Source organism: Caballeronia choica (assembly GCF_001544535.1).
Classification (GTDB): domain Bacteria; phylum Pseudomonadota; class Gammaproteobacteria; order Burkholderiales; family Burkholderiaceae; genus Caballeronia; species Caballeronia choica.
This window is the reverse complement of the sequence record NZ_FCON02000011.1, coordinates 43011-58147: the sequence shown is the minus strand read 5'-3', so window position 1 is coordinate 58147 and position 15137 is coordinate 43011. Positions and strand designations below refer to the sequence as shown.

The 15137-nt window shown below is 63.6% G+C and carries 19 protein-coding genes; 9 read left to right on the top strand and 10 right to left on the bottom strand.

All coding sequences use genetic code 11. The features are described 5' to 3' along the window. Positions 1–227 precede the first annotated feature (227 nt). Positions 228–1103 (top strand): ATP adenylyltransferase family protein, encoded by an 876-nt coding sequence (locus AWB68_RS07385; protein WP_087643692.1) that lies wholly within the window; start codon positions 228–230, stop codon positions 1101–1103. Between the two features lie 83 nt (positions 1104–1186). Further along, on the top strand, positions 1187–2215 hold the full coding sequence (locus AWB68_RS07380) for a S1C family serine protease (RefSeq protein ID WP_087643691.1): 1029 nt from the start codon (positions 1187–1189) through the stop codon (positions 2213–2215). Between the two features lie 8 nt (positions 2216–2223). On the opposite strand, the gene AWB68_RS07375 is transcribed toward AWB68_RS07380, so the two are convergent. Then, positions 2224–2484 carry a hypothetical protein gene (locus tag AWB68_RS07375; RefSeq protein WP_125482894.1) on the bottom strand — a complete coding sequence of 87 codons (261 nt, stop codon included), beginning with the start codon at positions 2482–2484 and terminating at the stop codon, positions 2224–2226. Between the two features lie 522 nt (positions 2485–3006). After that, a complete protein-coding gene (locus tag AWB68_RS07370) occupies positions 3007–3426 on the bottom strand; it encodes a hypothetical protein (RefSeq protein WP_087643689.1) in 420 nt (139 codons plus the stop codon). 392 nt (positions 3427–3818) lie between these two features. Between AWB68_RS07370 and AWB68_RS07365 the strand changes: the two genes are divergently transcribed. Beyond that, complete coding sequence (locus AWB68_RS07365) at positions 3819–4274, top strand: hypothetical protein (RefSeq protein ID WP_087643688.1); 456 nt, start codon at positions 3819–3821, stop codon at positions 4272–4274. 75 nt (positions 4275–4349) lie between these two features. On the opposite strand, the gene AWB68_RS07360 is transcribed toward AWB68_RS07365, so the two are convergent. Next, on the bottom strand, positions 4350–4565 hold the full coding sequence (locus AWB68_RS07360) for a hypothetical protein (protein WP_087643687.1): 216 nt from the start codon (positions 4563–4565) through the stop codon (positions 4350–4352). Positions 4566–4879: 314 nt separating this feature from the next. Here AWB68_RS07360 and AWB68_RS07355 point away from each other — a divergent pair, with 314 nt between their 5' ends. Together AWB68_RS07355 and AWB68_RS07350 are read left to right on the top strand one after the other, a co-directional pair. Next, on the top strand, positions 4880–5824 hold the full coding sequence (locus tag AWB68_RS07355) for a DMT family transporter (protein WP_087643686.1): 945 nt from the start codon (positions 4880–4882) through the stop codon (positions 5822–5824). 23 nt (positions 5825–5847) lie between these two features. After that, complete coding sequence (locus AWB68_RS07350; RefSeq protein ID WP_087643685.1) at positions 5848–6072, top strand: hypothetical protein; 225 nt, start codon at positions 5848–5850, stop codon at positions 6070–6072. A 37-nt stretch (positions 6073–6109) separates the two neighbouring features. On the opposite strand, the gene AWB68_RS07345 is transcribed toward AWB68_RS07350, so the two are convergent. After that, complete coding sequence (locus AWB68_RS07345) at positions 6110–6391, bottom strand: helix-turn-helix domain-containing protein (RefSeq protein WP_125482893.1); 282 nt, start codon at positions 6389–6391, stop codon at positions 6110–6112. A gap of 518 nt (positions 6392–6909) precedes the next feature. Between AWB68_RS07345 and phaP the strand changes: the two genes are divergently transcribed. After that, positions 6910–7482 (top strand): TIGR01841 family phasin, encoded by a 573-nt coding sequence (phaP, locus tag AWB68_RS07340; protein ID WP_087643684.1) that lies wholly within the window; start codon positions 6910–6912, stop codon positions 7480–7482. Between the two features lie 72 nt (positions 7483–7554). Here the strand turns inward: phaP and AWB68_RS07335 are convergent, their stop codons facing one another. Both AWB68_RS07335 and AWB68_RS07330 read right to left on the bottom strand, forming a co-directional pair. Continuing rightward, positions 7555–8928: a M14 family metallopeptidase gene (locus AWB68_RS07335; RefSeq protein WP_087643683.1), complete on the bottom strand. Its 1374-nt coding sequence runs from the start codon at positions 8926–8928 to the stop codon at positions 7555–7557. Between the two features lie 96 nt (positions 8929–9024). Continuing rightward, positions 9025–9378: a DOPA 4,5-dioxygenase family protein gene (locus tag AWB68_RS07330; RefSeq protein WP_087643752.1), complete on the bottom strand. Its 354-nt coding sequence runs from the start codon at positions 9376–9378 to the stop codon at positions 9025–9027. Positions 9379–9594: 216 nt separating this feature from the next. Between AWB68_RS07330 and AWB68_RS07325 the strand changes: the two genes are divergently transcribed. Beyond that, on the top strand, positions 9595–10407 hold the full coding sequence (locus AWB68_RS07325; protein ID WP_087643682.1) for a transporter substrate-binding domain-containing protein: 813 nt from the start codon (positions 9595–9597) through the stop codon (positions 10405–10407). 10 nt (positions 10408–10417) lie between these two features. On the opposite strand, the gene AWB68_RS07320 is transcribed toward AWB68_RS07325, so the two are convergent. The 4 genes from AWB68_RS07320 to AWB68_RS07310 all read right to left on the bottom strand — a co-directional run bounded on the left by AWB68_RS07320 (position 10418) and on the right by AWB68_RS07310 (position 14065). Beyond that, the gene (locus tag AWB68_RS07320) at positions 10418–10816 is read right to left on the bottom strand and encodes a hypothetical protein (RefSeq protein WP_087643681.1); all 399 of its coding nucleotides are present in this window, start codon (positions 10814–10816) and stop codon (positions 10418–10420) included. Next, a complete protein-coding gene (locus AWB68_RS07315; protein WP_087643680.1) occupies positions 10813–12390 on the bottom strand; it encodes an FAD-binding oxidoreductase in 1578 nt (525 codons plus the stop codon). The genes AWB68_RS07320 and AWB68_RS07315 overlap by 4 nt, the downstream gene beginning before the upstream one ends. 28 nt (positions 12391–12418) lie before the next feature. After that, entirely contained in the window at positions 12419–12547 is a 129-nt protein-coding gene (locus AWB68_RS50770) for a hypothetical protein (protein ID WP_268810919.1), read from the bottom strand. A gap of 93 nt (positions 12548–12640) precedes the next feature. After that, a complete protein-coding gene (locus tag AWB68_RS07310) occupies positions 12641–14065 on the bottom strand; it encodes a cytochrome P450 (protein WP_087643679.1) in 1425 nt (474 codons plus the stop codon). Between the two features lie 259 nt (positions 14066–14324). Here AWB68_RS07310 and AWB68_RS07305 point away from each other — a divergent pair, with 259 nt between their 5' ends. Together AWB68_RS07305 and AWB68_RS07300 are read left to right on the top strand one after the other, a co-directional pair. Continuing rightward, positions 14325–14540 carry a DUF6900 domain-containing protein gene (locus AWB68_RS07305; RefSeq protein WP_087643678.1) on the top strand — a complete coding sequence of 72 codons (216 nt, stop codon included), beginning with the start codon at positions 14325–14327 and terminating at the stop codon, positions 14538–14540. 298 nt (positions 14541–14838) lie between these two features. Continuing rightward, entirely contained in the window at positions 14839–15108 is a 270-nt protein-coding gene (locus AWB68_RS07300; protein ID WP_087643677.1) for a hypothetical protein, read from the top strand. The last annotated feature ends 29 nt before the right edge of the window (positions 15109–15137 follow it).

Here is a 15137-nt window from a genome sequence, read left to right as displayed (position 1 = left end):
GAGGACGAGCGGACTCGATGGCGGCATTCTGTGCGGCGACCGGATGGTTTTCGAGGAGCATGCGACGAAGTGGCGGAAATCCGTCGCGAATGGTGTTGAAAGCGGCGCGAGGGATGGGCGTTTGGGCGCCGAGGCGAGCGTCTTTTTGGCATTTGCGTGCAGAATGCTGAAGCGCACCGATCATGCGTCGGTGCTAACCTCGATGCCCACCGACGAGCAGATCACGCATGACAGCGCCCCTTCCCGAACCCGGCTCGCTATGGCCCGCCATCCTCCGACAGACGCAGCACGCGCTTGCTTGCGGCGCGCTGCGGCCAATCGAAACGACCCAGACGACGGTCGAAGACGCGAACGTAACGTTTCTCGTGCGGCAGGTGTCGAGCGTCGTGCGCAAGGAAGCCGATCGCAAGAAGCGCGAGGCCGCGCCGCCCGTGAATCCGTTTCTGCCCTGCGATGCCGATCTCGTGGTCGCGGATATCGGCGACAGCCACATCCTCCTGCTCAACAAGTTCAACGTGATCGATCAGCATCTGCTGATCGTCACGCGGCATTTCGAGCCGCAGGAAGCGCTTATCACGCTGTCGGACTTCGCCGCCCTCTTCGTCTGCCTCGACCAGTTCGACGGCCTCGGCTTCTATAACGGCGGACCTGAAGCCGGTGCGAGCCAGCCGCACAAGCATCTGCAGATCGTGCCGTTGCCGCTGGGGCGCCCTGGTCCTTCATTGCCGATCGAACCGCTTCTCGCCGCGGCGCGGTTTCGCGACGACGGCATCGGCACGGTGCCGGGCCTGCCGTTTCTCCATGCGTTCGCGCGCATCGAGGGATCGCGTGAGACGGCCGCGCAACGCGCATCGGAGCGATACCGCGCCCTGCTCGACGCCACCGGCCTGCATCCCGTCGACGCGGGGCGTCAGCCGGCGCCGTACAACCTGCTCGTCACCCGCGACTGGCTGCTGCTCGTGCCGCGGTCGGCGGAAAGCGTCGAGGGTGTCGCGGTCAACGCGCTCGGTTACGCAGGGTCGCTCTTCGTGCGCGACGAGGCGCAGATGCGCACCGTCGCGCAACTCGGGCCGATGCGCCTGCTGGAACGGGCGGCGCGCTGACTCACGCGGCCGGCCGCCTCCGACATCTTGAAATCGCCGCGTCCGGCCCGCAAGTCGGGTTCCATTCACCCGGAGCCCCGACCATGGGAAGCCGTCCCCGTTTCATCGACGATCTGTCGCGGGGCGCGCCGGACGCTGCCGCGCCGCATGCGCTCGACGACCTCGCACTCCTCGACGCTTACTCCCGCACGGTCATCGGCGCGCTCGCGCGCGTGCGGCAGGCCGTCGCCTTCATCTCCGTCGAACGACGCCTGCCCGGCGACGAAAGCCGGCGCGGCGCGCGCGGCGGCACCGGCTCCGGGTTCATCTTCACGCCCGACGGCTATCTGCTGACCAACAGCCACGTCGTGCATGGCGCGACGCATATCCGCGTGACGCTGGCCGACGGCGCGAAGTTCGATGCCGACCTCGTCGGCGAGGACCCCGACAGTGACCTCGCCGTGCTGCGCATCGGCTCGCCGGAGCCGCTGCCGCATGTCGAACTCGGCGACTCCTCGCGGCTTTCGGTGGGACAGATCGCGATCGCCGTCGGCAATCCGCTCGGCCTCGCGCAGACGGTTACGACGGGCGTCGTCTCCGCGCTCGGGCGTTCGCTGCGTTCGACCTCCGGCCGCATGATCCCCGATGTGATCCAGACCGACGCCGCGCTCAATCCCGGCAACTCGGGCGGTCCGCTCATCAACTCGGCGGGCCAGGTGATCGGCGTGAACACTGCCGTCATCCAGGGCGCGCAGGCAATCTGTTTCGCGATCGCGATCGACACGGCCAAGTGGGTCATCATGCAGATCTTCACGCACGGACGGGTGCGGCGCGCGTACATCGGCGTGGCGGGCACCACGGTGCCGATCTCGCGGCGCATGCAACGGTATTTCAGCCTGGATTCGGCGAGCGGCGTGCATGTGATGGAACTGGTCAAGGGCAGCCCGGCCGCGCTCGGCGGATTGCGCACCGACGATACGATCGTCGCTGTCGATGGCATCGTGGTGGACAGCGTCGATGCCTTGCAGCGCACGCTCGATGCATCGCGCATCGAGCGTGCCGTGAACGTCACCGCGTTGCGCGGTGCGCAGAAACTCGAACTGGTCATCACGCCGGTCGAGCAGACGGCGTAGGCGTCGTTCTACCTGACTGGTTGATCGGACTGCTCGTGTCCGTTCGACACGTGGTCCAATCGTTCGAGCAGCGCGAGCGCATGCTGGATCATGGGCTCGGTAACGTCGGGCGAACGCATCAGCACCTGGATGCGCTGCCGCCAGTACTCGGGGCGCATGACCGGGTTATGCGCCCCGACTCCGCGGAGCGCGCCCTGGGTACGCTCTAGTTCGACAATCATCCTCTCGATGTGAGCCAGCTCTTGCCGCTGGATTGCTTCCCTGCTCACACGTTTCTCCTCGAAGGGTTCGCGCGTCGTCCGCCACCGATCGCCGGCCAGGCAGTCGAGCCGCTTTACGTCCCGCATGACGATCGGCAAGGGATGACGCGCGCGAGTGCCGATCGATCCGTAAACGAATCAAACCCGGCTTTTATTCCAGTTTCATGGAGGAAGGCGCGCCCCGAAGCCGCCGGCGCTATCCGTATGATTGATTGTGTGCGCTAGCAGCCAGTGGCATTGGCCGCGCTGCGGCTTAATCCATTGCAAGCAGCCGCCGCCGCAAGCCATCGTCCGATAGCGTCGGCGCGGTCCGGGAGAAGGTCCTAAAAAGGATTGCCATGCTCACGCAAACAGATTGCCCGTCGTCCACACGCGAAGGGTTTCGCTGCACCGGCGAACAACTCGACGCCATCGTGCGATTCGCCGAGGAACGCGGACTAGAACACCAGCCCTTGCACTTCGTCGTCGCGCAATGGCGCCGCTCTCAACTCGATTCTTCCCGCTCGGACGCAGCCCGTGGCGAGCGCGATTTCACTGGCCCGATAGCACGCGCTGCCTGAGCACGAAGATGGCGGTCGGCACCGCATAGTATTCGCTCACGTTGCCGGTGACGAGCTTGCCCGTCAACTGGATGCGCGCGTTCTCGGGGGGGACCGCATCGATGATCTGGACGAGCGTGACCGTGCTCTGTTGACGCTGGCCTTGCGCGGCGGCAGGCGCGTCGACGCAGATCGGACTCGCGAGCGACAGGACCCACGCCGGCCTGGCGGGCGGCGCCTCCGTCTGACTCTGGCTTGCGGCCTGACTTGCCGCCTGGCTCGTGGCCTGGCGCGAGGCCTGTCGTGTGGCGGTGCCCTCCAGCGTGACGACATCGCCATCGGAATAACAAGGCGCTGCTGAAGCAGAGGCCGTTAGCAGCAAGAACGCATAAGCGCAGACTTTCGCTGTCATTCCAACCTCGAGACGATGCGACCATTGGTTGAAGACGTCTTCTTTTGGCACTGAATGCAGCTTAGGTGATCGGCCGTGGAGTCGCAACCCGGGGCGGCCCCGCGCATCGCCTCTCCAACCGCTCGCATTTCGCACGATCGTCAGGTGACTTTGCAGTCCCTACCGGATCGCGCGCTCTCCCTTGTAAAAGCATCCGGCGCTGCTGACGCAAAGCTGTCGGCAAGGCGGTCAAATGACTTGCAACATCCGCCGCGCGAGGCCCGGTCATCGATCGGTGGCCTCGGGAATGCGCGTTGCTGAGTTTATATGAGGAAAGGCGGCAACATCAAAAGCTTCTTAAAAACCGCACCGGGCCAGACAGTCCAGGCGCGAATCGACGTGGGAGGACGACGATGAACCAGGTCATAGTGGGCGTTTTTGCATCGTACCGGGATGGACACGAGGCGTTGCGCGCATTGCAACTGGCGGGCCTCAAACGCGACGACGCGCATCTCTACCGCGCCGGTCAGACCGACGCCATGCCATTCGACGATGAAGGCTCGCACGCGATGGAAGGGCATCGCGAGGACGAGGCCGAATATGCGGCGCATGGCGAACATCAGGGCGTGGTGGGCGCGCGCAACCGGTTCTCGCCGGGGAGCATGAAGCGGCCCGAACCGCTCGCCAGCGACGATGCGCAAACGGCGGAATGCCGCGAGCGCACGCTGCTCGTCATCAAGCTGAGCGACGACATCAAGCCGGGCCCGGTGGGCGAAGTGCTGCATGAACACGGCGCGATCGCAGTCAAGGATGGCGCGGGCCACTGGCGCTTTTCTCCCTACCGGAACAACGTGCGCACGCCACGATGACGCGATAACACCCTGACGCGTCTCGCGCTCGCCCGCCGCGGCGCATTGCCGCTCGGGATCGAGCGTGGGACGCGCTCAATGAAACCCGGTGCCTCGCTTGACGGCCTGGAACGCACGCGGCTCGCTCGGTGTATCGGAGGCTTCCGGCGGCTGATCGTCCTGCTCCTCTTCGGCCTCGCTCGCCGCCAGACGCATCGCCTGTTGAGTCGCCGCGTATCGCAACGTCCTGCAGTGGGCCGAGTGCCGCATGTCCGCAAGCATCCGCACGATCTGACGCGTCCTATTCCTCATCGCAACCTCCCGCCGCAACATCCAACATCTTGAGAAACTACTTTAAGTCTAGGCCGCAAATGGCCGAACGAGTAGTCTTTTTGCAAATAAGCAACATCGCCCGAAAGTCGTCATTCGATATACGGCTCGAATTCGCGCCGATGCTTTTAACGAATTGGTACACTTACTTCGACAATAGCCGCGGTTCATCTTTGCGTCGGTGGGCGGAGGCACGTTTGCAGCGCTGACTACGTTCGTTGCAGCACACAGCCGATTCAACACCATTGGCAGGCCCGGGGCGCTTGACGAGGAGACAGCAGATTGACGGACACGACATGGCAGCGATAGAAGAAGGTCGAGCGCGATTCAGGATCGACACCGAGGGGCCAGTAGCCGGCATCGGCATCATGATCCTGACGACCGCGGCGTTCGCGGCAAGCGACTCGACCGTGAAGGTGATCGGCGCGACCGTGCCGCTTCTCGTGCTGCTATGGGTGCGCTACCTGTTTCAGATGATCGTGCTCGGCACGTGGATGGTCCGGCTACGCGATTTCGGCGTCTTTCGCACGGGAAGCGCCAAGCTGCAGGTCCTGCGCGCATTGCTTCTGCTCACCAACTCCGCCTGCACGTTCGCCGGATTGCGCCACTTGCCCCTGCCCGTGACGACCTCGCTCGCGATGCTCGCGCCGCTGATCTCCACGATGCTCGCCGCGACCCTTCTCAAGGACGACGTGCCCCGCAGCAAGTGGGCGATGGTGGTGCTCGGCTTCATCGGCATGTTGCTCGTCGTGCGGCCGGGCGGCAGCGCGTTTAGCTGGACGGTGATCTTTCCGATCGCGGCCGCCACCACGTTTGCGTGCTTCCAGGTCGTGTCGAGCCATCTGTCGCGGACCGAAGATGCCGTCACGACCAACTTCCTGACCGCGCTCGTGGCGACCATCGTGCTGTGCTTGCTCGTGTGGATGGACCAGGCCGAGACGCTCCCGGCGCTCGGGCGGGTGAGCTTTGGAAGCTGGGTGCTCGTCGTGCTGATGGCGACGATGGCGACGCTCGGGCAATCGCTGATGCTGCAGGCCCTGCGACGCACGCCGCTTTCCGTGCTCACGCCTTTCGGCTACGCGCAGCTCGCGTTCGCGGCGTTTTTCAGTTGGGCTGTCTTCGGCCAGGTGCCCGACAAGTGGATGGCGATCGGCATGGCCGTCATCGCGGTGAGCGGCATCGGCACGGTGCTGCTGCATGGACGCTCGATGCAAGCCGAGCCGGTCATTGCGAAGGATTGAGACTAACGTTCAAGGAGCCTCATATGGACACGCGGTCGATACTGGGCATGCTTCACGCCGAAGAAGCCTTGTTGGTTTCCATCCTGCGCTCGATGGCGCCCGAAGTGCGGGACCGGATCGCCGGCGACTTCCACGAGCAGGCCGCGATCGCCGAGGCGTCGCACATCGCGACGAGCGACCGCGAAACCAGCGATGCGTTCAAAGCGCACGTCAGACGGTTGTCGAACGTGCTCGCGTCGCTGTCCTAGCGACGCGCCGAGGTTGCGGCTGCAGGTTCAGGCGCGCTCAGGTCGCCTGCGGTGCCGGTGACTGGCCGGTGCAGAGCCAGTGAATGTCGACGTCGAGCGTCCTGGCGATGCGCGTAAAAGCGTGCAGCGGCGGAACGGTGATGCCGCGCCGCCAGAATTGCACGTCGTGCTCGCTTACGTCGAGCCAGTTGGCTGCTTTTGCCGAGCTGACGCCGGCCTTTTGAAGTGTCCTGTCGAGACGCGCTGCAATCGCGCGCCGGAGAGCGTTGTCGTCGTGACTGCGCTCGAGGTGTCCGATGGTTTGGGAATGTCGCCCCATTTGCCTGAAGTCTCTCGATTTATATTTATGCCATTGATCGCCGCCTTTCGCAGCGTCAATTAAATGCTAACTGCACACGATGACTACATCGTGACATGCGCTTGAAGCATATTGATTACGGGATTTTTGCTACGGGTTTTCCCTGATGATCAGGGATTGATGTTGCAGCGCGTGAATTTTCAATTTCCTTTCTACCCCTGTCAAGTGCAAAAATAATTTCCGGGCTTTAAATCGCTCAGTGTTTACACGCATGAATTGCCAGCCGGGCCGCATGAATGAAGGCGCGCAGCCGAACTCATGGAATTTCGCCGGATGGACGCGCGGCAGGCCTAATAAGACGAACGACCGTTATTTAATAGCCTCCCTGATTCAAGCGCAAAGTACATATCAATAGAAACCCGTTTCGGTCAAGCAGGGAAAACGCAATTGACACGACGCGATTAATCCCTAGAATTGATTCTTTCGTTGCGCCGCAACAAAGCGGGCCATCATTTTTCCCCACCCTGGAGAGTTCGCAGATGAGCAGTCTTGCCCCGGAACAAATTTTCGCATCGCAGAAAGCGGGCTTCGACACCCTGTACAGCCTCGCCGCCAAATCGTTTGAAGGCTTTGAAAAGCTGGTCGAGTTGAATGTCCAGACCGTCAAGTCGACGCTTGCGGAAAATCAGGAACTGGTAGGCAAGGCGCTTGCAGTCCGCGATCCGCAAGAACTTTTGGCGCTGCAGACGAGCCGGACGCAGGTGAGCGCCGAGCGCGTGCAAGCGTATTGGCGCGACGTGTACGCCGTGCTGAACGGCACGCGCGGCGTGTTCGCCGCTGCCGCCGAGGCACAGTTGAAGAAGGCCCAGGACGACACGCAAGCGTACGTCGACACCCTCGCGAAGAACGCGCCGGCTGGCAGCGAAGCGGTCGTGACCGCGTGGAAGTCGGCGATCGGCGCGGCCGCCGAATCGGCGACCTCGGCCTACGAAGCGGCGAAGAAAGCCGCCAAGCAAGTGGTCGAGGCGGCGGAAACCAATGCGAGCGAGGCTTCGAAGACCGCGACGCAACTGGTGGCAGCCGGCAAGGCCGCGAGCGCCCCCAAGAAGTAAGCGGGCTTCGGCAGGTTCTGCCGCGCAGGAAAAAAGCGAGCATGCGTGCTCGCTTTTTTTATATAAGCTCGCTCACGACGCCGCGATGCAAAACGCCAGCAGCCCCGAAGTGACCTCGTCGATGATCTGCTTCATCTCCGGGTAAGCCGGATGAAACGGCGTGGGATTCGACGGGCTTCCCCACTCCACGGTGTACGAATACACCTTCGCCTTCTTCGGATTCACGATGTGCCGGCTGAACGCGTAGTCGTCCGAGGTGCCGGCCGTTGGATAGAGGCTCATTGCCTGCTCGGTCTTGTAGACGCGGCCGCGCACCGCCTTGATCGCATCGCGCATCTTGTTCGCGAGACCGACCGCGATCGTCCTGTCCGCCGACGCGAGGTACTCGCGATAGGCCTTGTCGTTCGCGATGCCGCGCTTGCCATTGAACGACGCGTTCTGGAAGTTCATCGACGGACTGGTGGTCTGGTTCTCGTCGTCGCCCCAGTTGTAGAGGATGTCCTCCGAGTAGCTGTGCAAGTCGACGAAATAGCGGATGTTCGGAAACTTGTCGAACATCCAGACAGCGTTTTTGGTCTCGGGCTCCGACGTCGCGCTCGGGCCGATGTACACGTCGTGATCGCAGGGATCGACCGAGTTCGTGATCGGCGATGCCGGATCGAAATACGTCGGGAAGTCCCAGAGAAAATCGTAGTTCCGGTTGATATCGACGCCGACGCATTGCGTTTGCGTATGGCCGGCCGGTGCCGGGCGGCGGTTCTTGCGCCACATCGGTTCGGTCGTCATGCTGTAGTGGCGCCCGTCGGGATTCGCTTGCGGAAAGATGTAAATGTCCTTCGTCTCGACGATGGACTGGATCTGCGCGGCGGTGAACTTCTTCGTGGCGATCGTGATGCCCGTGTTCGTTCGATACGCGTCGCAAACGAGTTGCACGAAGTGGATCAGGATATCCGGGCTGCCCCACTCGCGCGCATGCACGCCGCCGAGCAGATAGATGCCGGCGCGCGTGCCGCCCGAACCCTTGGCGAGCTTCAGCGCGTGGCAGGTGCGCTGCTCCCAGGTCTTGTTGGGCAGGCTGATGAGCTTCGTGAATGCCTTGTTCGGCGCAAGCGCCGCGGCAGCGAGCGCCGCTTCGACTTCATCGATGTTGAGGTAGCCGGTGCTCTGCGCCACCTTCAGCGCCTCGGGTGCGACCGCTTGCGCCGTGAGCTTGCGCGCCTCCTTCTGGCGCGCCTTGCCGGTCTTGTCGGCGTCTTCGAGACGCTCGACCGTATAGCCCGCCTTTTCGAGCGAGCGTAGTTGCGTGCCGCTCGCGTGTGCATCGACACGGAAACCGCCCGCCACCTTTTGGACCGTATGACGCGCCACCGTCACCTTGTATTTGTTCACGAGAGCGGCCATGGCGGCCTGGTCGGGGCCCGTGATCGTTGCGTGATAGCTGGGCATCATGCTTCTCCTTGCGCTCGACGCGAGCAGGTCGTGCATGAAGCTTAGGTCAAGCTGGACGCTTTTGTAGCCGCTATGTGCCCTTGCTATCCCGCGTCACGGCCCGAGATTCTTCAGCACGAGTTCGTGCGAGCGCCCGATCCACACGGCCGCATCGCGATGGTCGCGCAGCGCATCGCCTGTGTTGGGATGCAGGAATACATCGAGCGTGCCGTGATTGAGCGTCAGCCATTCGACGATCTCGGCGAACCGCTCGCGCTCGAATCCCAGTTGATACGACCAGAGCGGATGAGGACCGACCGGCTTCTCGTGAAAGCGGCCCATCGTCAGCGCGCCCGCGAAGCGCGTTTCGATTGTTTCGCGCAGTTGCCAGGCGACGTCGCGGCTCGCGGCATCGAAGTAGACGTGGGCATGCCAGCTCGTGATCGTTGAAACGTCGGCTTGGGTCATCGTGAATCCTGTTCGTTGCGGCGGCGGCGAGCCGGAGTAAAGCGAAAGGGAAAGCGCCTGCTCCGATTCTAGCGATGCCTCCATTTCCATGCCCGCCGCTCTATTTGCAGCGCGCCTTTTCGTGAGATATTCGAAGCCGGCCCGACCCGTGCGGCGGCCCGCCAGCATGAGGGGACAGCCGCGGACGAACACCTCAACTCACGTTTCAGGCGACGCATGAAAATTTCGAAGCTCTGGTGGCGCGCAAGCGCGCTCGCATTCAGCGTGCTCATGCACGCGGCATCGGCGCATGCCGACACGCTCGACGACATCGAGAAGCGCGGCGTGCTGCGCGTGGCCGTGCCGCAGGACTTCGCGCCGTTCGGCTCGGTGGGTCCGAGCATGCAGGTCGAAGGGCTCGACATCGACGTGGCCGCGCTGCTCGCGAAGAAGATGGGCGCGAAGCTCGAACTCGTGCCCGTGACGAGCGCGAACCGGATACCTTACCTGCAGACGAAGAAGGTCGATCTCGTGATCTCGACGCTCGGCAAGGACGCCGAGCGCGACAAGGTGATCGACTTCTCGCAGCCCTACTCGCCCTACAACAACAGCGTCTTCGGTCCGGCAAATCTCAAGGTGGATGGGCCCGCTGATCTCGCAGGCAAGATCGTCGGCGTCGCGCGCGGCACGTTCCAGGACCTGCTGCTCACGAAGAGCGTGCCGCCGACGGCAACCGTCAAGCGCTACGACGACAACAACGGCATGATCGCCGCGTATGTATCGGGCCAGGTGCCGCTCATCGGCACGGGTGACTTCGTCGCAACGAAGCTCGCGTCGATCATGCCCGCCGACGCGCCGAACAAGCCGGTGCTCAAGTACGTGATCCACGAGTCGTCGTGCCGCGTCGGGCTGAACAAGGATGAGCCGAAGCTGCTCGCACGCGTCAACGGCGTGCTAACCGACGCGAAGAAAAATGGCGAGTTGAACGCGATCGTCCAGAAGTGGCTGCATGTGCCATTGCCGCAGCAGATGGCGCAGACGTTCGAATAGGGCTTCGCACTCAGGCGTCGCGCTCGATCCGCCATGCGACGAGCGCGTGCGCGCCGAGCGGACGCCGCGTGACACGCATCCCGCTCGCCAATGCGAAGCGCGTCAGCAGGAACGCATCGGCGTGCGACGTCAGTCCAGCGAGCGCATCGCCGCGCGATGCAGCAGGCAGCAGTCGCTCGAACCACAGCATGCCGATCTCGTTTCGCGAGGGCACGATGCGTGCGCCCTGCATGCGTGCGCGCAGCGCGAAGGCGCGGCTGTCGGCGAGGCTTTCGTCGACGACTACCGTCAATCTCGATCGATCATGGTCGGAATCAACGTCGCCTGGCATCGATGCGGGCGGCAACGCCCACGCGCCCGCCGCCGCCAGCGACGCGCCCGCCAGGAACTCGCGCCGTGCGTGTCTCATCGATCGTGCTCCCCGAAGCGTGCCGGCCAGATGCCCTGCTTGCCCGGCGACAGGATGCCATTGGGATCAAGCGCCTGCTTGATGGTGTTCGTGAGGTGCATCAACGCGTGATCGTTGAAATCGTATTGCGCCGCCGCGAGGTCCATGTACGCGAGGTGCGTGCGGTACTGACCGTAGCCCGCGGCGCCCGCGTCCTCGATCAGCGCGCGGATCAGCGCGCCCGCGTTGCGCGCCTGGGCGAGATCATCGCGATCGAAGATGGCCGCGAACACATGATGCATGTGACGCTGGCTCGCGGTGAAGCCGCCGTAGTAATCGAAGCCGGCTTGCGCGGCCCGGTCGCGCACCATCCGGTACTGCTTCACCGCATCGCGCCCGCTCGGCGGACACACCGGCGAAAAGTCCACATGCGCCCCCGAGCCGCCGCGCCAGTTGAGCAGGTTGAACGCTTCGAGGCCCGGAATGCCGACCTGGCTGCGATCGCCGCCGCCCTTCGGCTCGACGGCCGCTTCGCGATACGGCAGTTCGAACAGCACGGCATCGGCGATCGGGGAAAAGCGCTGGTGGATGATGTCGCGCCGCGCGTTCACGAGCGCTTGCGGCCCATACAGGCAAAAGCGCAGGTTCCAGCGGCCGATGCCGATCTTGCGGGCCATCGCGTCGATGGCCGCTTCGGGCATCGCGCCCGGGCCGTCGTACCACTGTTTGCGCGTCGATACGCCCGCCGCCCAGCGCACCGCGCTTTCGATGACGGCGCTGCTTTGTATCGTGTCGTCGAGCTTGAGCGGGCGCAGCGTATCGACGATGCGTTCGAGATCGTCGTCGCGTTTGAACGCATAGCGCGCGAGCAGATAGCCCTCGGGCTCGGGCATGAGCCAGACCCCGAGCTTCGTGACGACGCCGAAGTTCGACTGCATGAACATCGCATCGTAGGAAGGTCCGAAGCCGGGCTTGAACACCTGCCAGTCGCGGCTGGCGCTCATCGCGCCCATGCCGGTGCGCACGACTTCGCCGTTCGCGAGCACCACTTCCAGGCCGCATTGCATCGAGGCGTGATCTCCGTAGGATGTCGTGCCGTAGCCGCGCTCGAGCGTGTTGCCGATCACGCTGCCCCAGCCTGCCGCCGGAGGATCCAGCCAGAGACGCGCGCCGCGCGCCTTCAGCACACGGTACAGGTCGTAATAGCTCACGCCGGGTTCGACGAGCGCATAGGCGAGCTTCTCGTCGATATCGAGGATGCGGTTCATGCGCTGCAAATCGAGCACGACGCTTCCCGCAAGACGCGGCGACGCGCCGCCGTAGGCGAAGTTGCGTCCCGTCGATACGGTCCACAACGGCACGCGATATCGATTGGCTACGCCGAGAACGGCGCGGACCTGCTCGACACTCGATGGCATCACGACGGCCGCGGCTTGCCACGCGTGGGCGTCGCCGGGGGCGAAGGGATCGAGATAGGCCTCCTGCGTAGCGCTGGAGGAGAGAACGGCGTCGGGACCGACGCTCACGGCGAAGGCCGCGAGCGCGGACTGGAAGTCGCGCGCGGAGACACCCGGCGGCAGCGGCGGCGCACTCACGGGCCGGGGGCTCGCCACGCGTGCGGCGTCAGTAGCCGCCGCTGCTGCCGCTGTTTGTCGTGCTGCCGGAGGCCGCGCCGCCGCCGTCGGTCTGGCATCCGGCGAGCGAGACCGCGAGCGCGGCCAGCAATATCGAAACAATTCGGACGAGTTTCATTCGATCACTCCAAAAGTTGGAACAAACAAGCACGAGGCTGCGACGATGCGCGGCACCCGTGAGTTAAACGATCCGTCCAACCGAAATATTCCATCATGCGCGCATCTTCAGGTTCACGGGCATCGCGCTCGGCACCATCGTGAACGCGGAGACTTCGCGGATCGTCGCGGGGTCGGCCGCGATCGACACCTCGAAGTTCGCTGCAAGCATCGAAAGGATCAGCCGCATCTCGACGTTGGCAAGGTGGCGTCCCGGACAGACGCGCGGTCCGCCGCCAAACGCAAGAAATGCGCGCGGCTCGTGCGTGCCTCGCGACGCATCGTGATGATGCATCCATCGATCGGGATCGAAGGTTTCGGGGTGCGCGAAGTTCGCGGGCGCGAGCATCGCTGGCCGGGTGAGGAAGAACATGCGCATGCCGGCCGGCACGGCGACATCGCCGAGACACACGTCCTCAAGCGGCTCGAAGGTCTGGATCGCCGCGACGGGCCGCAGGCGGTTCGCTTCGTTGCATACGGCCTCGCACAGGTCCAGATGCTTCAGCGCACCGTAGTCCGGACACACCCGCGACGTGCCGAGCACCTCGCGCGAGTGATCGCACAGCCGCTGCTGCAACGCGGGGTCTGCCGCGACGTACAGCAGCGCCCAGCAGATGGTGTTGGCGGTCGTGTCCTCGCCGGCCACGAGCAGCGTGAGGACGTTGGCGACGATCTGCTCGTCGGTGACGGACGAATCGGGCGCAGCGCTCGCGACGAGCATCGCTTCGAGCAGGTTGCGCGGCTCGTCGCCGGGCGCCTGCCGCATGTGCTCGCGCGCCCGCCCGATCATGTCGTGGATATAGCGGTGCACGGCGAGCATCGCGAGGTCGAGCTTGCGGTCGCGAGGCAGCCGCACGTAGCGCCAATAAGGGAACAGCGCGCTCACGCGGCTCATCACGGCGGGCAGGATCAGCGCGAGATGTTCCTGGATGACGCCGCATTCCTGCTCGAGCGTGTTGGGGTCTTCGCCGAACGCGAGCGCGCTCGTCACATCGACTGTGTAGCGCTTGAGTTCTTCCGTCATCTGCAGGGTCCGGCCCTGCGATGCCGCGCGCTGCAATCGAAGGCGAAAACGTTCTGTGATCGCTGCGAGTGCCGGATAGAACGCCTTGATGTTCGGAATCGACAGCGCCTGCATCACGAGCCGGCGCTGCGGTTCCCACGCCGCGCCTTCGGCTGAGAACACGCCATTGCCGCCGAGTTCGGCCATCACCGATTCGATCGGCGAAAAGCGCCGGTACAAATGCGGGCGCTCGCGCATCACCGTCTGGAACAACTCCGCTTGCGTCCACACGGTGACAGGCAAGGTGCCGAGCCGGTATCGATACGGTGACCCCAGTTTTTGCGCCCATTCCTCGAGCGTCGTGTGCAGCCTGTCGGGCCTCAGATGCAGGAAATTGCCCAACAGCGGCAATCCCGGTGGACATGGCAGATCGCGGACCTGCCTCAACCGCGCCCCGCCGACATGCTGAACGTCCATCGTCCTGTCCCTCGTCGTTCGTGATTGCCGGTCGCCGGTTCCTGGCGGCCCTTCAATCAGCATAGAAGATGAACCAGAGCTTTGTTCGAGCAAGCGCAGGCCTGGCGCCAGGCCGCATTCCGGCTTTCGAGTAGTGCCTCTACCTGCGACTTTCCACCACAGTCCGCGCTCGCGTTACATGCCTATTATTTAAGCAGATACGTTGAAATTGATGACGCGCCCAATGGCTGCGCGGGTTTGATTTAACTGGAGCAGGACAATGAAAGACGAACGATTCGCGTTGCTGGAAATGATCGCCAGCGAGACACTCGGTGTTGAAACGCTGGAGCCAACTGGAAAGCTGACGGCCGATTTTCGTGTCATCGGGATTGAAGACCTCACGCGGGCACTTGAGAGTGCGTATGACCTGGGTCTGGTGACGGGTTATCGGTTGAGCTCTCAGCCTGCTTCTTCCGACGTTCACGCGACGTCGTGATGGCGGTCGATCTTCATCGACATGATGGTTTGTTTGTTATCCGTAACAACTCGCTTGGTTCAGGCGCATCGGCGGTCGGGGCGTAGCGTTTTTGCATCGCGAACGCCCCTGACCCCAAGCGCCAGCGACCAAACGTTTGCGTGTGGAAAGTCTCATTTCAACGCGTTTGTCCTTGTCAGGAAAAACCTCGACGCTGCATACTGCCGCAATCGCACTTCCGTTCGGGAATCATTTGCCTGGCGGAAAAGACATGCGCGATGAGCTTCGAAAAAATATAAATAACGATCCTGAGGGGAAAATGACCACTCGCCTGAGCATTGTCGAATTGCGCCCGCGTGATCTCGCGGATTCGAAAGTGGCGACGCTGCACCTTGAATGCCTCGACGCCGAGAAGCGCCTGCGCGGCGCGAACAAGATGGCCGCCACAGCGGTATTTCACGTCCGCGAGAGCCGTCTGCAAAACCTGTGGGCGCGCCTCGCCGAACTCGACGCAAAACTGTGCGGCGACTTGCAGGACGCGGTGCGCGACTGGCACGACATCGCGGTGCGTTTGCGAGGCGGTGAATAGCCGCGAAATGCGGTGCTAAACTACTGTAC